21 protein-coding genes are annotated in these 20603 nt (G+C 61.9%); 18 read left to right on the top strand and 3 right to left on the bottom strand.

The window, feature by feature from the left end; translation table 11 throughout:
* Nucleotides 1-321 (top strand): metal-sulfur cluster assembly factor, encoded by a 321-nt coding sequence (locus HHL25_RS18130; protein ID WP_169594273.1) that lies wholly within the window; start codon nucleotides 1-3, stop codon nucleotides 319-321.
* A gap of 68 nt (nucleotides 322-389) precedes the next feature.
* Here the strand turns inward: HHL25_RS18130 and HHL25_RS18125 are convergent, their stop codons facing one another.
* Nucleotides 390-1598: an NnrS family protein gene (locus HHL25_RS18125; RefSeq protein ID WP_169594270.1), complete on the bottom strand. Its 1209-nt coding sequence runs from the start codon at nucleotides 1596-1598 to the stop codon at nucleotides 390-392.
* A 255-nt stretch (nucleotides 1599-1853) separates the two neighbouring features.
* Between HHL25_RS18125 and nirK the strand changes: the two genes are divergently transcribed.
* The 10 genes from nirK to HHL25_RS18075 all read left to right on the top strand — a co-directional run bounded on the left by nirK (nucleotide 1854) and on the right by HHL25_RS18075 (nucleotide 11683).
* Nucleotides 1854-2996, top strand: coding sequence for a copper-containing nitrite reductase (gene nirK, locus HHL25_RS18120; RefSeq protein WP_169594268.1), 1143 nt, complete (start codon nucleotides 1854-1856; stop codon nucleotides 2994-2996).
* 78 nt (nucleotides 2997-3074) lie between these two features.
* Nucleotides 3075-3962 (top strand): SUMF1/EgtB/PvdO family nonheme iron enzyme, encoded by an 888-nt coding sequence (locus tag HHL25_RS18115; RefSeq protein WP_169594266.1) that lies wholly within the window; start codon nucleotides 3075-3077, stop codon nucleotides 3960-3962.
* 106 nt (nucleotides 3963-4068) lie between these two features.
* Complete coding sequence (locus tag HHL25_RS18110) at nucleotides 4069-4770, top strand: Crp/Fnr family transcriptional regulator (protein WP_169594264.1); 702 nt, start codon at nucleotides 4069-4071, stop codon at nucleotides 4768-4770.
* 130 nt (nucleotides 4771-4900) lie between these two features.
* Nucleotides 4901-5344, top strand: a complete 444-nt coding sequence (locus HHL25_RS18105; protein WP_169594262.1) for a pseudoazurin — start codon at nucleotides 4901-4903, stop codon at nucleotides 5342-5344.
* Between the two features lie 148 nt (nucleotides 5345-5492).
* Nucleotides 5493-6092, top strand: coding sequence for a DUF922 domain-containing Zn-dependent protease (locus HHL25_RS18100; RefSeq protein WP_390624524.1), 600 nt, complete (start codon nucleotides 5493-5495; stop codon nucleotides 6090-6092).
* A 336-nt stretch (nucleotides 6093-6428) separates the two neighbouring features.
* The gene (locus HHL25_RS18095; protein ID WP_169594259.1) at nucleotides 6429-7118 is read left to right on the top strand and encodes a response regulator; all 690 of its coding nucleotides are present in this window, start codon (nucleotides 6429-6431) and stop codon (nucleotides 7116-7118) included.
* Between the two features lie 47 nt (nucleotides 7119-7165).
* Nucleotides 7166-8335: an FIST signal transduction protein gene (locus HHL25_RS18090; RefSeq protein ID WP_169594257.1), complete on the top strand. Its 1170-nt coding sequence runs from the start codon at nucleotides 7166-7168 to the stop codon at nucleotides 8333-8335.
* Nucleotides 8332-10578 carry a hybrid sensor histidine kinase/response regulator gene (locus HHL25_RS18085; RefSeq protein ID WP_169594255.1) on the top strand — a complete coding sequence of 749 codons (2247 nt, stop codon included), beginning with the start codon at nucleotides 8332-8334 and terminating at the stop codon, nucleotides 10576-10578. The genes HHL25_RS18090 and HHL25_RS18085 overlap by 4 nt, the downstream gene beginning before the upstream one ends.
* A gap of 74 nt (nucleotides 10579-10652) precedes the next feature.
* Entirely contained in the window at nucleotides 10653-11333 is a 681-nt protein-coding gene (locus HHL25_RS18080) for a hypothetical protein (RefSeq protein WP_169594253.1), read from the top strand.
* Nucleotides 11330-11683, top strand: coding sequence for a hypothetical protein (locus HHL25_RS18075; protein WP_169594251.1), 354 nt, complete (start codon nucleotides 11330-11332; stop codon nucleotides 11681-11683). The genes HHL25_RS18080 and HHL25_RS18075 overlap by 4 nt, the downstream gene beginning before the upstream one ends.
* A 24-nt stretch (nucleotides 11684-11707) precedes the next feature.
* Here the strand turns inward: HHL25_RS18075 and HHL25_RS18070 are convergent, their stop codons facing one another.
* Entirely contained in the window at nucleotides 11708-12514 is an 807-nt protein-coding gene (locus HHL25_RS18070) for a quinoprotein dehydrogenase-associated SoxYZ-like carrier (protein WP_169594248.1), read from the bottom strand.
* A 160-nt stretch (nucleotides 12515-12674) separates the two neighbouring features.
* Here HHL25_RS18070 and HHL25_RS18065 point away from each other — a divergent pair, with 160 nt between their 5' ends.
* Nucleotides 12675-13736: a quinoprotein relay system zinc metallohydrolase 2 gene (locus HHL25_RS18065; RefSeq protein WP_169594246.1), complete on the top strand. Its 1062-nt coding sequence runs from the start codon at nucleotides 12675-12677 to the stop codon at nucleotides 13734-13736.
* Between the two features lie 10 nt (nucleotides 13737-13746).
* On the opposite strand, the gene HHL25_RS18060 is transcribed toward HHL25_RS18065, so the two are convergent.
* On the bottom strand, nucleotides 13747-14340 hold the full coding sequence (locus HHL25_RS18060; protein WP_169594244.1) for a hypothetical protein: 594 nt from the start codon (nucleotides 14338-14340) through the stop codon (nucleotides 13747-13749).
* A gap of 172 nt (nucleotides 14341-14512) precedes the next feature.
* Between HHL25_RS18060 and HHL25_RS18055 the strand changes: the two genes are divergently transcribed.
* The 6 genes from HHL25_RS18055 to HHL25_RS18030 all read left to right on the top strand — a co-directional run bounded on the left by HHL25_RS18055 (nucleotide 14513) and on the right by HHL25_RS18030 (nucleotide 20565).
* On the top strand, nucleotides 14513-15640 hold the full coding sequence (locus tag HHL25_RS18055) for an S-(hydroxymethyl)glutathione dehydrogenase/class III alcohol dehydrogenase (protein WP_169594242.1): 1128 nt from the start codon (nucleotides 14513-14515) through the stop codon (nucleotides 15638-15640).
* Between the two features lie 8 nt (nucleotides 15641-15648).
* On the top strand, nucleotides 15649-16479 hold the full coding sequence (gene fghA / locus HHL25_RS18050) for an S-formylglutathione hydrolase (RefSeq protein ID WP_169594541.1): 831 nt from the start codon (nucleotides 15649-15651) through the stop codon (nucleotides 16477-16479).
* 281 nt (nucleotides 16480-16760) lie between these two features.
* The gene (gene xoxF5, locus HHL25_RS18045) at nucleotides 16761-18563 is read left to right on the top strand and encodes a lanthanide-dependent methanol dehydrogenase XoxF5 (protein WP_169594240.1); all 1803 of its coding nucleotides are present in this window, start codon (nucleotides 16761-16763) and stop codon (nucleotides 18561-18563) included.
* Between the two features lie 76 nt (nucleotides 18564-18639).
* The gene (locus HHL25_RS18040) at nucleotides 18640-19170 is read left to right on the top strand and encodes a c-type cytochrome, methanol metabolism-related (protein WP_169594238.1); all 531 of its coding nucleotides are present in this window, start codon (nucleotides 18640-18642) and stop codon (nucleotides 19168-19170) included.
* The gene (locus HHL25_RS18035) at nucleotides 19130-19996 is read left to right on the top strand and encodes a substrate-binding domain-containing protein (RefSeq protein WP_169594236.1); all 867 of its coding nucleotides are present in this window, start codon (nucleotides 19130-19132) and stop codon (nucleotides 19994-19996) included. The genes HHL25_RS18040 and HHL25_RS18035 overlap by 41 nt, the downstream gene beginning before the upstream one ends.
* Before the next feature lie 26 nt (nucleotides 19997-20022).
* The gene (locus tag HHL25_RS18030; RefSeq protein ID WP_205927923.1) at nucleotides 20023-20565 is read left to right on the top strand and encodes a PQQ-dependent catabolism-associated CXXCW motif protein; all 543 of its coding nucleotides are present in this window, start codon (nucleotides 20023-20025) and stop codon (nucleotides 20563-20565) included.
* Nucleotides 20566-20603: the final 38 nt, after the last annotated feature.

Raw genomic sequence — 20603 nt, 5'->3', positions numbered from 1 at the left:
ATGGATATCGATCAAGCGCGGGGTCTTGCGGCCGATGTTCTGGCCGCCCTTACCGGCATCACCGATCCCGAGATCGGCGGCAACATCGTTGACCTCGGGCTGATCTACGACGTGTCCGTCGACGAGGCGGGCGCCGCAAACGTCGTCATGACGACGACGACGAAGGGATGTCCGGCAGCCGGTTTCCTGCAACAGGCGGTGCAGGCCTCGGTCGAGGCCGTTGCGGGGGTGACGGTTGCTGTCGTGCACCTGACCTATGAACCGCGCTGGACGCCGGAGATGATCCGTGCGGGCGTCTTTCCCTTTTCCTCACGACACTGAATCTTGATATTCATGTCAGTCTTGCTGAGCCCGGCGTCGTGAGACACCGGGCTTTGCAGTTCTATACCCTAAACCACGCGGCGGACCCGTGTGAGCATCGGACCATATTCGAAGATGAACAGGCCAAAGGCGAGCATCCAGCACAGGCCGGCCGCGGCGTAGAGTTCCAATCCCTGCGCCGGCAGGAAATCGGCTGCCGGGCGCAGCAAGGCTGCGAAGAGGAGCGCGACATAGGACGCGGTCGTGATCTTCGAGGCTGTCAGGACGCGCCCGGTGTGGCCGCGTGTCGCGCGGGTCATCACCGCCAGCATCATCATGGAGATTGCACCGACGGTCATGACATGCAGCACGGCATTCGGGGCCAGTTGCTGCCATTGACCGAGCGCTACCGTAAAGAGGCCGAGCGGTACGAATGCATAGGCGGTGTGCAGCACGAAGAGCAGTTTTTCGGCGAACACCGCGTGACCGCGCCAGCGCAGGAGCCGGGCCGCATGCAAACCGCCTGCAACGAGCGCGACACCACCCGTCAGGCGATCCTGCGGAATAAGCGTCCAGCTGCCGAGCGCCATCACGCCGGCAATGATCGCAATTGCATCGAAGCGATTGTAGGGAACGGGGAAACGCGTCTGGCCTTTCTGGTTCAGCCAATTCCGGGAAAAGCTCGGGATGATGCGCCCACCGACGATCATGATCAGAACGATGTAGGCCGAAACCGCCAGCCGTTGCACGATCCCGGTTGTTTCCCCGGTCAGCGTCCCGACGTGAAACCCGATGTTGGCGAGAGAAAGAAGGGCAAGGATGGCCAGCACCTTGAGTTCCTTCCATTTGCGGCCTGCGATGATCTCGCGAGCGCAGACGAGGAGAAACGCAGGGAGGAATAGGCTGTCGATCGTCACAGCGATGTCGACGGTCAGCAGGTCAGGATCGATCAGCACGATCCGTCCCGCCAGCCAGAGGCCGAACAGCGCCATCAGGGGCGGGCCGGAGACCGGAAGCCTGCCGGTCCAGTTGGGGACGGCTGTCAGCAGGAAGCCGGTAACCACGGCCGAAGCAAAGCCGAACAGCATTTCGTGGGCGTGCCATGCGCTGGCGCCATAGGAGCCTCCGACCGCAAGACCCTGGGTCAACGCGAGGATCCAAAGAAACATCACGCCGACGGCGACGATGGCGGCGCCGAGAAAGAACGGCCGGAAGCCGTAGGAAAAGAAGACCGAACCGGTTCTGGACAAGCCGCGCGGAATACCGCCGGCGGGGCGAGTAGGCTGTCGCATGGTCATGGGAAATTCCTCAAATTTGACAATGTGCAAACCTGCTACGGCATCGAGCCTGCGTCCTCTTTGACCAGACGCAAGGAAAACGCTTGTTTCCCAATAGATTCGGGGGCTTCCGCTGCGCGCTTCCTGCCAAATTGACGCAGGTGGTCCACCGCTCGGGGAAGTTTGTGCTGGCACAAATTGCGGTATCCGGTCCGGGGGTAGAACACCCTCACCGGACGAAATGAGGTCCGCCAAGACCCACAAGGAGATATTCCGATGACTGAGCAGTTTCAGGTGACCCGCCGCACAATTCTGGCCGGCGCGGCCTTTGCCGGCGCCCTGGCGCCGATCATCAAGACGACCGAAGCCCGCGCCGAAGGCGGCAGCATCAAGACCAACGCAGCGGCGACCGCCGCCGACATTGCCAAGTTGCCGCGCGAAAAGGTCGAGCTGGTAAAGCCCCCGTTCGTTCATGCACATACCCAGAAGGCCGAAGGTGGTCCCAAGGTCGTCGAGTTCACGCTGACCATCAAGGAACAGAAGATGATCCTCGATGACTCCGGCACCGAGGTCCATGCCATGACCTTCAATGGTTCCGTTCCCGGCCCGCTGATGGTGGTGCACCAGGACGATTACGTCGAACTCACGCTGATCAACCCCGACACCAACACGCTGCAGCACAACATCGATTTCCATGCCGCAACGGGTGCGCTGGGCGGCGGCGCGCTGACTATCGTCAACCCCGGCGAACAGACGGTGCTCCGCTTCAAGGCAACGAAGGCCGGCGTCTTCGTCTACCACTGCGCACCTCCCGGAATGGTTCCGTGGCACGTCACCTCGGGCATGAACGGCGCCATCATGGTCCTGCCGCGTGACGGCCTGAAGGACGGCAAGGGCAACGATCTCGCCTATGACAAGATCTACTATGTCGGCGAGCAGGATTTCTATGTCCCGAAGGATGCGGACGGCAACTACAAGAAGTACGAGAGCGCCGGCGACGCCTATGCCGACACGCTTGAAGTCATGAATACGCTGACCCCCAGCCACATCGTCTTCAATGGTGCGGTCGGTGCGCTGACCGGCGAACATGCGATGAAGGCTGAAGTCGGTGATCGTGTCCTGATCGTTCACTCCCAGGCCAACCGGGATACCCGCCCGCACCTGATCGGCGGTCATGGCGATTATGTCTGGGCAACCGGCAAGTTCGCCAACGTTCCGGAAACCGACCAGGAAACCTGGTTCATCCCCGGTGGTGCTGCCGGCGCCGCATACTACACCTTCCAACAGCCGGGTGTGTATGCCTACGTGAACCATAACCTGATCGAGGCGTTCGAAAAGGGTGCTGCCGCCCACTTCACCGTCACGGGTGACTGGAACGACGACCTGATGACCTCGGTCATGGCTCCTTCGGCCAGCTGATCGGCCAAGGCCCATGCCAGCCTTTGGCAGGCATGGGCCACCCTCACGACCGGACAAATTCTTTCCGGGAGATTTTAAATGCATTCGCTCATCCAAAACCGTCCAGCGGCTTCAAATGCCTCGCTCGTCATTCCGACTGCCCTGATCGCCGTGATCGGCGTTGCACTCGGGCTGCAGTCCGGACTGTTCCATCGGCCTGCGCCGACGGTCACGGTACCGATGACCCTCAGCATCGAACCCCGCGCCTTCGAGTACCGTCCCGCCGGCGAGTTCTACAAGAACGGCTTCGCGGTGGATGCGCCCAAGGCCGAGGTTGTCAGGGCGCATACCCTGTCGATCACGAAATTTCAGATCACCACCGCCGAGTACGATGCCTGCGTCGCAGACGGGGCCTGCCCGGTGCGCGAGAGCGCCACGGAATCGACGGACAACCTGCCGGTGACCGGCGTCAGCCACGACGATGCGACGGCTTATGCGAACTGGCTCAGCGAAAAGAGCGGTGCGGTCTGGACCCTGCCCACAGACGAAGACCTTGCCTTTGCGGCGGGCTCGAAGTTTCCTGATGATGCGCTCGGCGTCGATCCCGACAGCAAGAACCCGGCCCTTCGCTGGCTTGCGGATTACAGGCGGGAAGCCGAACGCAAGGCGTCGCGCGATCCCGCGCCGCAGGCCCTCGGGCATTTCGGTGAAGGGGAATACGGCCTCGCCGATTTCGGCGGCAACATCTGGGAGTGGACAACGACCTGCAATCGGCGTGTCCTCCTGCAGGAAACGGCCCAGGAAGTGGAGGGTGCCAGTGATTGTGGGATCTACATCGCTTCAGGCAAGCACCGGGCACCGCTCAGTTCCTTTATCCGTGACCCCAAGGGCGGCGGCTGCTCCGTCGGCACCCCGCCGGACAATGTCGGCTTCCGGCTCGTTCGCGATGATCGGTGGTTTGCAAGGCTATTTTTTGCCTTTCGTTAAGTGGGTCGCTGGGTTAGAAAGCCTACCTTGAAGGGTAGATCGACGTCGTTGCGCTCGGCTTGAATCCCATGAGTGCGTCGGTCGCCTGAGGAAAGGATTCACCACGGTGAAAATTGATCGAGCCGTCGTCAAGGCTCTTCCCCTGTTCGACCGGATGAGCGACGAGGATCTCGACAAGCTCCTTGGCCACGCCAGCCCGCGGCGCGTGCCGCAGGGCGACACCGTCTTCGAACAAGGCCAACCTGCCGTCAGTTTCTACCTCCTCCTGCACGGTCGCCTGAAGGTGACGCAGGTCACCGCCGACGGCCAACAGATCATCGTCCGCGTCGTCCACCCCGGCGACCTCTTCGGATTTGCCAAGGCATTGCAGCGCAGCGATTATCCCGGGACGGCGATCGCGGCCGCCGAGAGCCTGACGCTTGGCTGGCCGACGGACCTCTGGCCCAGTTTCGTGGAACACAATCCCCGCCTTGCCGTCAGTGCCATGCAGACCATCGGACAGCGGCTCGAGGAAGCGCACACACGCATTCGTGAAATGTCGACGCAGGAAGTGGAGCGCCGCGTTGCCCATGCCGTCCTTCGCCTGGCCAAGAAGGCCGGTCGCAAGGAAGATGGCGGCATCCGCATCGACTTCCCGATCTCGCGCCAGGACATCGCCGAAATGACCGGCACAACGCTGCACACGGTGTCGCGCATTCTCAGTGCGTGGGAAAGCCTGGGTCTCGTCGAGGGCGGGCGGCAGAAGCTCATCGTCAAGAACCCGGCGGGCCTTTCCGAACTTGCCGAAGGCTCAAAGGATCAGGCCTGAAAGAGCCGAAATGCGAGTGTCTTGCAAGTTGCGTTCTGTTATTTGTGCGGCGACAAAGAAGCCGTGCTTCGGTGGGCGTATCTCCTGTCCCAACGGACCCGAGGGGTCCTGATTTCAAGGAGATAAGAGAATGTCCGCAATGCTGAAGCGTTTCGCCGTCGCCGGTGCCGTCCTTGCTGCTTTCGTCGGTTCTGCCGTTGCCGCCGATTTCGAAGTCCACATGCTGAACAAGGGCAAGGATGGCGCGATGGTGTTCGAACCGGCCGGCCTGAAGATCGCTGCCGGTGACAGCGTGACCTTCATTCCGACCGACAAGGGCCACAACGCCGAAAGCATCAAGGGGATGATCCCGGAAGGTGCCACCGAGTTCAAAGGCAAGATGAACGAGCAGATCAAGGTGACCTTCAGTGTTCCGGGCGCCTACGCTGTGAAGTGCGCACCGCATGTCGGCATGGGTATGGTCGGCGTCGTCGTGGTCGGTGACGCATCGGCGAACCTCGAAGCCTTCAAGGCGGTCAAGCTGCCGAAGAAGGCTCAGGAGCGTGTTGCCGCCGCACTGGCAAGCGCTCAGTAATCTCGGATGACCTTTTAGAAAGGCTCGCCTCGGTGCCCCGAGGCGGGCCTTTGATGTTGTCCAGTATCTATGTTGTGTCCCCTGGCGTTGCGTGTCTGCACCTTCGCCTCTAGTGTTCACCTGCAACGAGACAGAGCAGGAAGAACGTGTGAAGGCAGGCATCGCAACTTGTCTGGTCATGGCCAGCATCGCCGGAGTGCCCCATCGGGCCGCGGCTGAATGGAAGCCCATCGAGAAGGTCCAGCCCTATTCCATCGCCGGCGCGAGCGGACGGGAGCTCTACGAGTCGATCGGAGCGCGTGGCCCGAAACTGAGTGTCGGGATGCGCACCATTGCGCAGACGAGTTTCGCCCTGACATGGACACGCAAATACGAGACCCGCGGCAATGACTGCGTGCTCGCCGTTGCCAAGCCGAAGCTCATCATCACCTATGTGCTGCCGAAGCCGGAAAACCGGCTGTCGGGTCAGATCAAGGCCAATTGGACGACCTTCATCGAAGGCGTGCAGGCGCATGAGAAGGTGCATGGGGATATCATCGTCGACATGGTGCGCAAGATCGAAGCGGCGACATTGGGGCTGACCGTGCCGGACGATCCGAAATGCCGCAAGATCAGGGACGAAATGACCACCCGGCTTTCGGCCCTCTCCCAGGAGCAGCGGAAGCGCAGCCGCGATTTCGACCAGGTCGAACTCAGCCCAGGCGGGAATGTCCACCAGCTGATCCTGAATCTGGTGAACGGCGGCTGATCAGCGCTTCCGGATATCGTTTCGGTTGCGTTCCTAGAGTCGTCACTGGCATAGGCGTCCAATCTTCCGTAAGAAATTTCTAACCTACGGTTTATAGTCGTCGTCTTCTTTTTTCTTGTTTTTCAATGGAATGTTCCGCTGACGGGCTGTTCCGGTGCGATTTTTTGCGCGGGAAATCGGCAATTGCACCCCTGACGAATCTGTGCAACAAATTACGTGTGGTTGTGCTTGGGAGGGCCGGCCATGAATGGGAGCAGAAATATTATCCAGTGCATTCGGGGCGGCTTGAGGTCGTGCCGACGATATTGACCAGGAAATATTTTTGGGAGGAAAGCCATGTCGCGGGCCGAGCTGTCCGAGCACTCGCTTTCGATCAAGTCGGCGTTGGTCATCGATGATCATCCACTCTATTGCGATGCCTTGGCAACGACGATGGAGAGCATCTTCAATACCCGCCGGATCCGAACAGCGACGTCACTGGGCGAGGCGCTGCAGCAGCTGCGCATGCGTTTTTCGCCTGATCTTGTCATTCTTGATTTGAACCTGCCGGATGCCTCCGGCCTCAGCGGTTTCCTGAAGATCAAGGAGAAGGCGCCGGACATTCCGGTGATCGTCATATCCGCGATCACAACGGAAGGCGTCGTGCAGTCGGTCCTTGCCGCCGGCGCCGCGGGTTTTATACCCAAAGAAACGGGGAGGCAGTCGTTCGAAGATGCCATGCGCGATATCTGGAGCGGCAAGACATATGTGCCGCCTGGTATCGCGTTGCCGACGCGTGCTCAGTCCTCCGATCGTTCTGTCGAGACCATTTCACGCAAGATCGCCCATCTCTCGCAGCAGCAGACCCGAATTCTTGGTCTGATCTGCGAGGGCATGCCGAACAAGTTGATCGCTTACGAGATGCAGCTCGCCGAAGCGACGGTGAAGGCGCATATCACGGCTCTGCTCCGAAGGCTTGGCGTGCACAACCGCACGCAGGCCGCCATGCTGGTTCGCGAGGTTTCGATCCGCCACAGCCTGCAATAGAACGGGGCGTCGAGTGGTGCGGACCCTGGGAGGAGGACGGCGGCACGGTGACGGTTCTGGAAGATCTAGACCGAATGCCCGCGAAAGCGGTGCGGATTGCCGTGTCTCATCTCGATGACGCGGAGGCGGCGCTTGCTGATCTTCGACGGCAATTGAGCCACGCGCGGCCGAGCTTTATCCTGCTCTTCGTTCCGAGCCGGCTCTCTCCCGATGCGCTGTCGGAAGCGTTGCGCAACGTCTTTCCGAACACGGTGGTCTTCGGCTGTACCACCGCTGGCCAGATCACGCCGCGCGGCTACGAGGACGACGCCCTGGTCGCGCTTGCCTTCGAGCGCAGCCATTTCCGCGTGGCCTCGACTCTCTTCGCGCCGATCTCGCCGGTCTCCATCGCAGACGTCGTCCAGCAGACGGAGCGGCTTGCGGAGCAGTTTCGGGTTACCCCGGGGAGAAAGCGGCTGGCGCTGATCTTCGCGGATGGCCTGTCCAAGCAGGAGGACATTCTCGTGGCGGCGCTGGAGGCTGGCCTCAAGGACATTCCCGTCTTCGGCGGCTCGGCCGGGGACGGCATGCGTTTCGAGCAGACCCAGGTCCTGCGCAACGGCGAATTCCATAGCAACGCGGCCCTGCTGCTGTTGCTCGAGACCGAACTCGCCTTCAGCGGGTTGGGGTTCGATCACTTCCAGCCGACGGACAGCCGGATGGTGGTGACCCGGGCGGTGCCGGAGGAGCGGTTGGTGCTGGAGATCAACGGCTCGCCAGCGGCTCACGAATATGCCCGTCTCGTCAATGTGCCTGTCGACGAGCTGTCACCGACCATCTTTGCCGAAAACCCGGTGCTGGTTCGTAACGGCAACACCTATCACGTCCGGGCGATCCAGCAGATCCACGGCGAACATGGCCTGACCTTTCTGTCCGCGATCGACGATGGACTGCTTCTGACGCTGGGCCGCGGCAAGGAGATCATCCGGACGCTCGACACCGGCCTTGCCGTCACCGACAAACAGGGCGAGCCACCTGATTTCATCCTCGGTTTCGACTGTTATCTGCGCAAGCTCGAGATTGACCGCAAGGGCCTGGCGCCGGAGGCATCCGAACGCTTTCGCGAGCGCCGCGTGGTGGGTTTCAGCACCTATGGCGAACAGCATCTCGGCGTGCATGTGAACCAGACCTTCGTCGGTGTGGCCTTCTTCAAGCCACGGGGAAGTGTTTTGCCGTGATCGATCCGAGCGAACCCTACGAGGTGCAGATCGCCAAGCAGGCCAAGATCATCGAAGCGCTGATCAATCGCGCCGAGCGCGGGCACGAAGTGGGCAGCACCGCCTACTCTCTGTTCCAGTCGGCCATCGCCCTGCAGGCGGAGGTCTGGGAAAAGACCAAGGATCTCGAAAAGGCGCTGGACACGCTCGGCCGCGCATCCAGCGAACTGGAGATCGCCTACCAGGCGCAGGAGCGGATCCAGCGTAACCTCGCGGACGCGATGGTTGCGATGGAAGGTGGTTTCGCGCTCTTTTCGGAAGATCGGCTGCAGGTGTGCAATGCGCAGTTTCGGCGCCTGCTTCCCGATCTCGAGCCGTTGCTGAAACCGGGACTTGCCTTCGATGACTATCTGGCCGCGGTGAACACCAGTCGCTATCTCGTGCAGACCAGTGGCGAGAGAGATGCGACGCGTAGCCGGGTTGTGGCGCCGGCGTCTGGTCCTGTCGGCGCGCGGTTCTCGTCCTTCGTGATGGAATTGCGCAATGATCGATGGTTCCAGATTTCCTATCGCCAGACGAGCTCCGACAACATCGCAGTACTGCAGACCGAGATCACCGATCTGGTGCGGGAGAACCGGCGCGAGAAGGACCGGCTGATCGACCAGCAGGCGCATCTCCTGCAGGCGGCCTTCGACCATATGGCGCTTGGTGTCTGTACATTCTCGTCGGCAGGCGAACTTCTCATTCACAACGAACGATTCGGCGAACTGCTCGGGATCCCGTTGCCGCTGCTGAAGAAGGGCACCCGATTCCAGCGGCTCGTCGAGCATCTAGAGCGCCATGAGATCCTGGGCCGAACGTCGCGCCGCAAGGATCTGGCAGGGTGGTTCAAGGCCCTTGCGCGGGGGGAGACGGTGCAGCAGCGCTTCCGACGGCGCGATGGCATGAGCCTCGACCTCCGGCTGCATGCCCTTCCCGACGACGGCTTCCTCGTTTCGATCATGGACGTCACCGCCGAAACCGAGGCGGCGGCTCTGCTCGAGCGGAGGGTTCAGGAACGCACCGCCGAACTCACTGAGGTCAACCGGCTGCTGCAGATCCATGCCGCCGAGCAGACGAAGATCGAGGGTGATCTTCGTCTGGCCAAGGAAGCTGCGGAGGCTGCGCATACATCCAAGACACGCTTCCTGGCTGCCGCAAGCCACGACCTGCTGCAGCCGATCAATGCGGCCAAGCTTTACCTCTCCATGCTGACGGAGACTGTCGAACAACCCGGTGCGCGGGAGGTGGTCAGCCGGCTGAACCGCTCCTTCACCTCGATTGAAACGCTGTTACAGGCGCTTCTCGACATTTCGCGGCTGGACAGCGCCGGCGCCGAGTTCAACGTCACATCCTTCAGCCTTGGCAGCCTGCTTCAGGGCATCGCGGAGGATCTTGCGCCGCTCGCTGCCGAGAAGGGAATCGACCTCACCATCGTTCCTTCGACGCGTTGGGTTACCAGCGATCAGCGCTACCTGATGCGCAGCGTGCAGAACCTCGTGGTGAATGCGATCCAGTACACCGAACGCGGGCGTGTGCTGGTCGGATGCAGGCTTGCGGGCGGCCGCTTGCGTATCGAGGTCTGGGATACCGGCATCGGGATTTCCGAGAAGGATCAGGCGCGTGTCTTCAAGGAGTTTACCCGCGCCGGCGGCGGGAAGGGAACCGGCATGGGACTCGGGCTGTCAATCGTCGAGCGTGCGTGCCGCCATCTCGATCATCCGGTGCGGCTGGTCTCGCGGCCGGGGCACGGTTCCATGTTTTCGATCGAAGTGCCGTTGGCTGTGCCCGGCCCCGACAGCGCCTTCGAAAACCCGGCGGTTGAGGCCATGCCCGAGGGCAATCTCGACCTGATCGTTCTCATCGTGGAGAACGATGCGGACGAACTCCACGCAATGACGCAGAAGCTCGAAAGCTGGGGGGCAAGCGTGCTGGCGGCGGCCTCCACTGCGGAGGCTGTGGCGCTGATGCAGGAGATCGGCACGCCACCCGACATCCTGCTGGCCGACTACCAGCTGGACGAGGACGACAACGGCATCGAGACGATCCGCACGCTGCGGGCACTCGCCGGCGTCGAGATCCCCGCCGTCATCATTTCGGCCAACCGCCAGCGGGAGTTCCTGCGCCTCGGCAATGAAATGTCGTTTGCGGTCCTGACCAAACCGGTCCAACTGGTGCGGCTCAGAGCTCTCATCGACTGGAAGACCCGCTCGCGTGTCGCGTGACCAATACCGACCAATGTCTGCGGTGACTACGGCGTTGTGGGGACTAGGCTGTCGGGCAAAAAGGGAGGTCTGCGATGCGTCCGGTTCTGCTTCTTCTTCTCTTCACCGCAGGGTTCGCGGCGCAGGCTACGGCCGCCGAGACCTACGATCTTCTGTTCCGAAAGGGCTCGCTTTCCACGCTCAGCGCCTCGCCGCCCGCTCCAGCGGGACAGGAGGGGAAGGATACGCTGGTCTATGACAAGATGACGTCGGGCCTCAAGAAGGGTGATTCTCCGGACACCGACAGCATCGGCCTGCAATTGACGACGGATGACAACGTGACCCTCATCCTGCATCGCGGACCCCAGATGCGTTCGCTCGGCAATTTCCCGGCCTCCGTCGGCAATCCGCTGATCATGTATTTCCTCGAGAGCTCGCTCGACGATGTTGCGAAGCAGTCGGGTGGAAGCCCCTTCTACATCCGCAACAGGATCAAGGATGCCCTCAGAAGGGACGCCGAGGTCGTACCGGTCGCGGTACGTATCGGCGATCGCGATGTCCAGGCCCAGCAGGTGACGCTCCGGCCGTTCGAGAAGGACAAGGCGCGTGACAAGATGGGCCGTTTCGCCGATCTCGCGCTTGCCATCACCGTGTCGGAAGACGTGCCGGGCGGGTACTATTCGCTAAAGGCGACGGTGCCTGAGGGCAAGGGCGATGCTGATATCGGCTATGTCAACACGATCACGCTGAAGGGGCTCGGCGAGGCAACGCCATGAGGCGCGCGGTTGTCTGGCTCGGAACTGCCCTTCTGTCCGTAACACCCGCTGCCGCCCAGGTAATGCCGGAGCACCTCAACGACTATCCCACCGAAGCCCGCACCGACTATGTCTTCGGCTGCATGGCGGCCAACGGGCAGAACCGCGAAGTGCTGCGCAAATGCGCCTGCTCTATCGATGTCATCGCATCGATCCTGCCTTACGAAAAATATGTCGAGGCAGAGACTGTTCTGGCCTTGCAGCAAGGGACTGGCGAGCAACTCGCGATGTACAAGACGGCGGTGGTGTCGCAGACCATGGTCGCTGAACTGAGGCGCGCCCAGGCCGAAGCCGAAATTCTCTGCTTCTAGAACTTGCGGGGAAAGGCCCGGACTTCAGGCCGGCGGTCGTTTCGGCAGGACCTGATCGAAGACGTTGCCTTCGGTATCGACCGCATGCACGGCAAGATCGGGGGAGCCATTGTCCGAATAGCTGAAGCGAAAGACCGGGTTCTCGCTGATGGAGATCCCGCCTTCAAGGGAGAAGAGCAGTTCTCCGCCCTGGCGTACTTCCAGCTGGTTGATGAAATGGGCGCCGATGAACAATTGCGTGACCTGATCCCGCTGCAGCCCCGAATAGTTGGGGTGCCGGATCATGATCTGCGCCTCGCGGCGTGTCAGGGGAACGGCCTCGTCGAAAAGCTTGAGCCGCATGTCGCCCATTCCGGTGAGTGCTGCCGCCGGGTCCTTGCCGGCTGGCGCCGAGCAGCCGCCCGAGGCCTTGACGAAACGGCCGGTCATGTAGCTTCCGTCCGGCATTTCCGCAATCGCGCGGATGTTCGAATACTGGTTGACGCGCACGCGTGTCTCGAACCTGAGCGGCATCATGGCCGGTCCGAAGTGGATCTCGGCGGCGACCGGAGCGGGGTTCTCGTCGATGACGAGCGTGATGGCTTTGATCAGCAGTTTGCCCGGGGTTTTCTGTTCGATGACCACCGGAACGGTTGCGGCATCATCGGCGCGATAGGGCGCCGTCAGGGTGAAGAGCGAGGCGCCGTCCTTCAGCTCCGTGGTGCCGACGACATCAGCCTTGATCTCCTCCCAGGTCGGACTTTCGGCAAGCGCATTGTCGGACGTAGCCTCCTCGGCGCTTGCGAGACCGGCAGCAAGAAAGAGCGATAAGCCTGCAAAGATGAACTTCATGGTCCGGCCCCATCTGGCAAGGACATAACCCGGCACTCTGTCGAGCAGGCTGACATTATAAGCCAAGGTGCGGTCATGCAGAACCGAGCCTTTCGGATGTGTTGTCCACCCGATAGCCGCGGGGCAGGGTTTCTCCTCGCAACCGGTGCGGAGGAGGAGCATGTTCGAGGCTTTTGCGGTCGTCTGCGCTCTCGTATCGGCGCCGCTGGACGGTTCACCGTCCGCTCCGGAAATCTGTCGGACGGCCCTGTTCCCGGGGCATGCCGCGCAATCGCTGGCAGGGTGCGAGAAAGGTGCATTGTCCAAGCCTCCACAGTGGCCCGGACTTGTCATTGGCGAACCCTTCTGCCGCTCACGTCCGACTTCCTCTCTTGATTTCGATGAAGTTGCACCGGGACTTTTCGTCCACCGCGGTGAGATTGCGGAGGTCGGGCCCGACAATCTCGGTGACATCGCCAACCTTGCCTTCATCGTCGGGAAAGACCGGATCGCCGTTGTCGATGCGGGCGGATCACGGCAGATCGGCGAGCAGGTCTATCTCGCAATCCGGCAAAGAAGCGAATTGCCGATCTCGCACCTGATCCTTACCCACATGCATCCCGATCACGTGTTCGGCGCCGAAGTGTTTCGTGAGGCCGGCGCGCAGATCATCGGCCAGCAAAACCTGCCGCGGGCGCTCTCCGAGCGGGCGGAGAGCTATCAGGCAAGTTTCACGCGGTTGATCGGCGAACCCGGCATGTTCGGCAGCCGGATTGTCGCGCCCGATCACACGGTCGAGGACAGAGAGACTATCGATCTCGGCGGCCGGCAGATCGAGCTTCGTGCCTGGCCGACCGCCCATACGGTGACCGATCTCACGGTGTTCGACCGCAAGACCGAAACATTGCTGGCGGGGGATCTGCTGTTCGACCAACACACGCCTGCACTCGATGGATCGGTCAAGGGATGGCGACATGTGCTGCAAGAGCTGATGGCAATCAAGGCTGACCGGGTGGTTCCGGGGCACGGTGGTCCCGTCCTCCCCTGGCCGCAAGGCGGATTGCCGCTTGAGCGCTATCTCTCGGTGCTGGAAGAGGACACGCGGGCGGCCCTTGAAAAAGGGGTGCCGTTGTCGGCCGCGACCGAGACGATCGGGCGGAGCGAGGCCAATCGCTGGCAGCTCTTCGAACTCTACAATCCGCGCAACGCGACTGCCGCCTATACGGAGCTGGAATGGGACTAGCCGGATGCTCTCAGTTCGGCACGTGCTTCAGCAGGAGTTGTGCGATCGCATAGGCGCGTTTTTCGAGAAGGACGGGTGTTTCGCAGACATAGGTCAGCGCGCGGGCGCGATCGTGGTAGATGCGCTCATCCCAGTCGAGCTGTTCCTCCAGCTTGTCGATACGATCGAAGTCGGGATTGGTCTCGGCCGTCAGCCGGGTCATCTCGCCCTGGCTCTGATCGATCTTCTGCGCCAGCCTGATCTGGCTCTGCGAGTAGCGCGCGATGCCGCTCATCAGACGCTGGCGATCGGATGACAGCTTGTCGAAGACGCGTTGGAAGACGTTGCCGAGCAGCCGGGCATCCGAGGACGGCGTCTTTCCGACAAAGTCGGAAACCTGTCGTTCTGCATCCTCCAGAGAGACGCGACGCAGCGCCAGAAGCGTTGCCAGGCTCTCCGCTTCCGGCGTGAGTTCGACCTTGTCGACGGGACTGGGCCACATGAGTCCGGCCGACAGGTTTTCCACCTTGCGCTGGATGCAGGGCCATGTCGGGTCGGAGAAGTCTGCCGCGAAGCTGCCGGCGGGCAGGAACAGCAGGAACAGCAGCAGATTGGCGGCTCTCATGGCGCAGTCTCCTCCTCGAAGATGCGTCAGTATAGGCCGACGTAGCCGCTCGGCCCAAGGTGGCAATTTACACACTAAGGTCGCAATTGTCAGTGCGCTTTGACCGTCTGTAATCTGGCGTCAAGGTCGGAAAAGGCCGGCATTCCATAACGCATATCCCGGGAGGCGATCCATGCGCACACGCGCTGCTCTGGCTGTTCAGGCCGGAAAACCCCTTGTTGTGACCGAAGTCGAGCTCGAAGGCCCGCGTGCGGGCGAGGTTCTGATCGAGGTGAAGGCGACGGGGATCTGCCATACCGACGACTTCACGCTGTCGGGGGCCGATCCGGAAGGCCTGTTCCCGGCGATCCTCGGCCATGAGGGCGCCGGCATCGTCGTCGACGTCGGTCCGGGCGTCACCTCGGTCAAGAAGGGCGACCACGTCATTCCGCTCTACACGCCCGAATGCCGCGAATGCTATTCCTGCCTGTCGCGCAAGACCAATCTCTGCACCGCGATCCGCTCGACGCAGGGCCAGGGCCTGATGCCGGACGGCACCTCGCGGTTCTCGATCGGCAAGGACAAGATCCACCACTACATGGGCTGCTCGACGTTTTCGAACTTCACCGTGCTGCCGGAGATCGCGGTCGCCAAGGTCAATCCCGACGCCCCCTTCGACAAGATCTGCTATATCGGCTGCGGTGTGACGACCGGCATCGGCGCGGTGATCAACACCGCCAAGGTGGAGATCGGCGCGACCGCGGTCGTCTTCGGTCTCGGCGGCATCGGCCTCAACGTCTTGCAGGGGCTTCGCCTTGCCGGCGCCGACATGATCATCGGCGTCGACATCAACCCGGACCGCAAGGCATGGGGCGAGAAGTTCGGCATGACCCACTTCGTCAATCCGAAGGAGGTCGAGGGCGACATCGTGCCCTATCTCGTCAACCTGACGAAGCGCAACGGCGACCTGATCGGCGGCGCCGACTACACCTTCGACTGCACCGGCAACACCAAGGTCATGCGGCAGGCGCTCGAAAGCGCCCATCGCGGCTGGGGCAAGTCGGTGATCATCGGGGTGGCGGGTGCCGGCCAGGAAATCTCGACGCGTCCCTTCCAGCTCGTCACCGGCCGCCAGTGGATGGGCACCGCGTTCGGCGGCGCGCGCGGCCGCACCGACGTGCCGAAGATCGTCGACTGGTACATGGACGGCAAGATCCAGATCGACCCGATGATCACCCACACCATGCCGCTCGAAGACATCAACAAGGGTTTCGACATGATGCACAAGGGTGAATCCATCCGCGGCGTCGTCGTCTATTGAGCGCGATGATGGAACTCGTGTCGCAAAACCAGTGCTTCGGCGGAACTCAGTCGGTCTACCGGCATGCCTCCGAAGTCTGTGGGGGTGAGATGACCTTTGGTCTCTACCTGCCGCCGCTCGCCAGAAGCCGTCCGGTACCGCTGCTGTGGTATCTCTCGGGCCTGACCTGCACGCACGAGAATGCGATGACGAAGGCGGGACTGCAGCGGCATGCATCGGAGCATGGCCTTGCCGTGGTCTTCCCCGACACGTCTCCGAGGGGCGAGGGCGTGGCGGACGACCAGGCCTATGATCTCGGTCAGGGCGCCGGTTTCTACGTCAACGCGACGCAGAAGCCCTGGGCGCGCCACTACCGGATGTATGACTACATCGTTTCGGAATTGCCGGCCCTCCTGCTGGAGAGCCAGCCGCTCAAAGGCATTCACGGGATTACGGGACATTCCATGGGCGGCCATGGCGCATTGACGATCGCCTTTCGCAACCCCGCGCAGTTCCGGTCGGTTTCGGCCTTTGCGCCGATCGTCAATCCGACTCGCTCGGGTTGGGGACGAAAGCAGTTTTCGGCCTATCTCGGCGACGACGAGGCGCACTGGGCCAATTACGACGCGTGCCTTCTGCTGGCGGAACACGGCTGGCATGGCGACATTCTGATCGATCAGGGCGCCACGGACCAGTTTCTGGAACTGATCCGACCGGAAGCCATGGCGCAATTGATGGCGGAACGACGCCAGCCCGGCATCCTGCGCATGCAGGCCGGCTATGACCACAGCTATTTCTTCGTCGCGAGTTTCGGCGAAGACCATGTGCGTTGGCATGCGGAGCGGCTTCACGCCGCCTGAACACGAATGCCGCCGCTTCCTCTACATCAAGACGGGAAGACGTTGCGGCCGGAATGCAGAGTGAGAGCGGGGACGGGCCGAAGATCGTGTCTGTTGCACCGTGCCCAAAACGGAGAGGAGGAAGAACCGGTCAGTGCATGCGGTCGCGGTTCGGGAAACCGATGCCGCCGGCCATGGGGGAATTCTCGCGGAGCCGATGCCGGGATGGAGGAGACCGAGAGGTCTTCCCGGCGCGAGGGGGGTGAACGACCCCGATCGGCAACACCCAACGGGAGGATATGATGAAACGACTTCTCATAATGCTTGCTGCGCTGTCGATCGGCGGCGCGCAGATCGCAGTCGCAAATTCGGACCTGCAGGCCAAGATCGATGACCCGAACCAATGGGTTATCCAGACTGGCGACTATGCCAACCAGCGATACTCGAAACTTGACCAGATCAACAAGGACAACGTCAACAAGCTCCAGGTCTCCTGGACCTTTTCGACCGGTGTCCTGCGTGGTCACGAAGGGTCCCCGCTGGTCATCGGCGACATGATGTATGTTCATTCGCCGTTCCCCAACACGGTCTTCGCGCTGGATCTCAGCAAGGAAGGCCAGATCGTCTGGAAGTACGAGCCCAAGCAGGATCCGGACGTCATTCCGGTGATGTGCTGTGACACCGTCAACCGCGGCGTGGCCTATGCGGACGGCAAGATCTTCCTTCATCAGGCCGATACGACCGTCGTCGCGCTCGATGCCAAGACGGGCAAGGTGGTCTGGAGCGTCAAGAACGGCGATCCGAAGAAGGGCGAAACCAACACCGCGACGGTTCTGCCCGTCAAGGACAAGGTGATCGTCGGCATCTCCGGTGGTGAGTTTGGCGTCCGAGGTTCTGTGACGGCCTATTCGATGGCCGACGGCAAGCTCCTGTGGCGCGGCTACTCGATGGGCCCGGACAGCGACACGCTGATGGACCCGGAAAAGACCACCCACCTCGGCAAGCCTGTCGGCAAGGATTCCGGCCTGACCACCTGGGAAGGTGATCAGTGGAAGATCGGCGGCGGCACGACCTGGGGCTGGTATTCGTATGACCCGGACGAAAACCTGGTCTATTACGGCTCCGGCAACCCCTCGACATGGAACCCTTCACAGCGTCCCGGCGACAACCGCTGGTCCATGACGATCTGGGCCCGCGACGTCGACACGGGCATGGCGAAATGGGTCTACCAGATGACGCCGCATGACGAGTGGGACTATGACGGCATCAACGAGATGATCCTGACGCAGCAGAAGATTGGTGATGCCGATCGCAAGCTGCTCACGCACTTCGACCGCAACGGCTTCGGCTACACACTCGACCGCGTGACCGGCGAACTGCTGGTGGCCGAGAAGTATGATCCGGCCGTCAACTGGGCGACGGAAGTCGTCATGGATCCGAAGTCCGATCAGTATGGCCGTCCGCAGGTCGTTGCTCAGTACTCGACCGAGCAGAACGGTGAAGACGTGAACTCGACGGGCATCTGCCCGGCGGCTCTCGGCTCCAAGGACCAGCAGCCTGCGGCCTATTCGCCGAAGACCGAGCTGTTCTACGTGCCGACCAACCACGTCTGCATGGACTACGAACCCTTCCGCGTCAGCTACACCGCCGGCCAACCCTATGTCGGGGCGACGCTGTCGATGTACCCGGCTCCGGAAAGCCACGGCGGCATGGGCAACTTTATCGCCTGGGACAACAAGGAAGGCAAGATCAAGTGGTCGCTGCCCGAGAAGTTCTCGGTCTGGTCCGGTGCGCTTGCCACCGCCGGCAATGTGGTCTTCTACGGCACGCTCGAAGGCTACCTGAAGGCTGTCGATGCCGATACCGGCAAGGAGCTTTATCGCTTCAAGACTCCGTCGGGCATCATCGGCAACGTCATGACCTACAGCCATGGCGGCAAGCAGTATGTGGCGGTCCTCTCGGGTGTCGGCGGTTGGGCCGGCATCGGTCTCGCAGCCGGTCTCACCAACCCGAATGAAGGCCTCGGCGCTGTCGGCGGCTACGCGGCACTCAGCGACTATACCGCGCTTGGCGGCACGCTGACGGTCTTCGCGCTGCCGAACTGACTCTTACGAGCCCAAAGACTGGCGCGGGACCTGACGACCCGCGCCAGTTCCTTCTCAAGGCCCAAAAGGACAGATCATGACCCGACTTGCCAAAGCGATGCCGATTGCCCTTGCCGCACTGCTGTCTGCCAGCGCGGCCTTGCCACAGGATGCGGAGCAGAAGCCCGACAATATCACTGCGGTGACAAACGAAAACGGTCGCTATCTGACCGCCGACGGCATCCCGACTTACAAGATCGCGCCGGATGGCACGATCGACTGGCTGACCTATTCCGGTTTCCGCCGCTATCATTCGGAATGCCATGTCTGTCATGGGCCGGAAGGCGAGGGATCGAGCTATGCGCCCGCACTCAAGAACTCGGCGGTCGCCATGGACTACTACGATTTCGTCGATGTGGTCACGAACGGCCGCAAGAAGGTGGATGCCTCACACAATTCCGTCATGCCGTCCTTCGGCGATAACGTGAACGTCATGTGCTATCTCGATGACATTTATGTCTACCTGAAGGCGCGCGGTACCGATGCGCTGCCAAGAGGTCGGCCAGGCAAGAAGGAGGCAAAATCCGATGCGATCCGTCAAGCGGAAGCCGACTGCCTCGGTCACTAGGCGGCTCGCGGCCTTGGTCGCGCTGGCCACACTCGCCTGCGGCGAGACAGGGGCACTGGCGCAGACATCGGATCTCGTGTCGAAATCGGCGTTGCGGGTTTGTGCCGATCCCGCCAATCTGCCGATGTCCGACAGTTCTGGCGCCGGTTTCGAAAACAAGATCGCCGAGCTTCTCGCTGCGGAGCTCAAGCTGCCCTTGCAATACACCTGGTTTCCGATGGCGACAGGCTTCATTCGCAAGACGCTTCAGGCCAACAAGTGCGACGTCGTCATCGGCTATGCCCAGGGCGACGAAATGGTGCTCAACACCAACCATTATTACACCTCCGGCTATGTCCTGATCGTGTCTCGGGACGGACCGCTTGCCGGGGTGGCTGCGATCGGCGACCCGCTGCTCAAGGACAAGCGGGTCGGGGTGGTGGCCGGCAGCCCGCCTGCGACCCACATGGCCCTTCATGGGCTGATGTCGAAAGCGAAGGGCTACGACCTGATGGTCGACCGGCGCTACCAGGATCCGGCCGGTGATATGCTTTCCGATCTGGAGGCGGGGATGATCGACGCCGCGATCCTGTGGGGGCCGATCGGTGGACCTCTGGTGAAGCGCGATCATCCGAAGCTCAAGCTGACGCCGCTCCTGACCGAGCCGTTGCCACCGCGCCTCTATTATCGCATCACCATGGGCGTGCGACAGGGCGAAAAGGTCTGGGAACGCAAGCTGAATTCGCTGATCCGCCGCAACCAGGCGAAGATCAACGCTGTCCTATCGGAGGCAGGTGTTCCCCTTCTCAACGACATGGGCACGGGACTGCTGGAGGCACCGAAGTGAGGAGCACGCTCGGCTTCCGCGTCTTTCTGGTGTTAATCGGCCTCACCCTGCCGGCGAAGGCGGAGGAGCCGTCGGCTCCCCCTGCGGTGGAAGAACCGGCCGGTTACCGCGAGGATGTCTACAGGGCGCCCGTTCCTGCAACGCTTTCCGGTGCCACGGTCGTCACCACGGCCGAGGCCCATGCGCTCTGGGAGGGAGGCAATACGGCATTTGTCGATGTCCTGCCGCGCACGCCGAAACCTGCGGATCTGCCGGCCGGCACGATCTGGAAGGAAAAACCGCATGTCTCGATCAAGGGGGCGCTCTGGCTGCCGAATACCGGCTACGGAAAACTGGCCGGCGTGACGCTTGCCTATTTCCGCCAAGGCCTTGAAAAAGCGACGGGGGGTGATGTCAACGCGCCTCTGTTGTTCTTCTGCCTGCCCGACTGCTGGATGTCCTGGAATGCCGCCAAACGCGCGCTCTCGCTTGGATACACGCGTGTCTATTGGTATCCTGAGGGCAGTGACGGCTGGGCGGTGGCCGGCTATCCGACGGAGACCTTGAGGCCGGAGCCCGGCGGGGAATAGCCTCACTGCAACGTAAGCCGTACGATCCTTCGGGTGCC

It is taken from the genome of Rhizobium terricola (assembly GCF_012927355.1).
Taxonomy (GTDB): Bacteria; Pseudomonadota; Alphaproteobacteria; order Rhizobiales; family Rhizobiaceae; genus Allorhizobium; species Allorhizobium terricola.
The sequence above is the reverse complement of the archived record's forward strand: the minus strand, read 5'-3'. Positions and strand labels throughout refer to the sequence as shown.

Coding starts and splice junctions, on each gene's coding strand:
- HHL25_RS18130 (WP_169594273.1), top strand. CDS start 1: ATGGATATCGATCAAGCGCGGGGTCTTGCGGCCGATGTTCTGGCCGCC.
- HHL25_RS18125 (WP_169594270.1), bottom strand. CDS start 1,598: ATGACCATGCGACAGCCTACTCGCCCCGCCGGCGGTATTCCGCGCGGC.
- nirK (WP_169594268.1), top strand. CDS start 1,854: ATGACTGAGCAGTTTCAGGTGACCCGCCGCACAATTCTGGCCGGCGCG.
- HHL25_RS18115 (WP_169594266.1), top strand. CDS start 3,075: ATGCATTCGCTCATCCAAAACCGTCCAGCGGCTTCAAATGCCTCGCTC.
- HHL25_RS18105 (WP_169594262.1), top strand. CDS start 4,901: ATGTCCGCAATGCTGAAGCGTTTCGCCGTCGCCGGTGCCGTCCTTGCT.
- HHL25_RS18095 (WP_169594259.1), top strand. CDS start 6,429: ATGTCGCGGGCCGAGCTGTCCGAGCACTCGCTTTCGATCAAGTCGGCG.
- HHL25_RS18080 (WP_169594253.1), top strand. CDS start 10,653: ATGCGTCCGGTTCTGCTTCTTCTTCTCTTCACCGCAGGGTTCGCGGCG.
- HHL25_RS18075 (WP_169594251.1), top strand. CDS start 11,330: ATGAGGCGCGCGGTTGTCTGGCTCGGAACTGCCCTTCTGTCCGTAACA.
- HHL25_RS18070 (WP_169594248.1), bottom strand. CDS start 12,514: ATGAAGTTCATCTTTGCAGGCTTATCGCTCTTTCTTGCTGCCGGTCTC.
- HHL25_RS18065 (WP_169594246.1), top strand. CDS start 12,675: ATGTTCGAGGCTTTTGCGGTCGTCTGCGCTCTCGTATCGGCGCCGCTG.
- HHL25_RS18060 (WP_169594244.1), bottom strand. CDS start 14,340: ATGAGAGCCGCCAATCTGCTGCTGTTCCTGCTGTTCCTGCCCGCCGGC.
- HHL25_RS18055 (WP_169594242.1), top strand. CDS start 14,513: ATGCGCACACGCGCTGCTCTGGCTGTTCAGGCCGGAAAACCCCTTGTT.
- fghA (WP_169594541.1), top strand. CDS start 15,649: ATGGAACTCGTGTCGCAAAACCAGTGCTTCGGCGGAACTCAGTCGGTC.
- xoxF5 (WP_169594240.1), top strand. CDS start 16,761: ATGAAACGACTTCTCATAATGCTTGCTGCGCTGTCGATCGGCGGCGCG.
- HHL25_RS18040 (WP_169594238.1), top strand. CDS start 18,640: ATGACCCGACTTGCCAAAGCGATGCCGATTGCCCTTGCCGCACTGCTG.
- HHL25_RS18035 (WP_169594236.1), top strand. CDS start 19,130: ATGCGATCCGTCAAGCGGAAGCCGACTGCCTCGGTCACTAGGCGGCTC.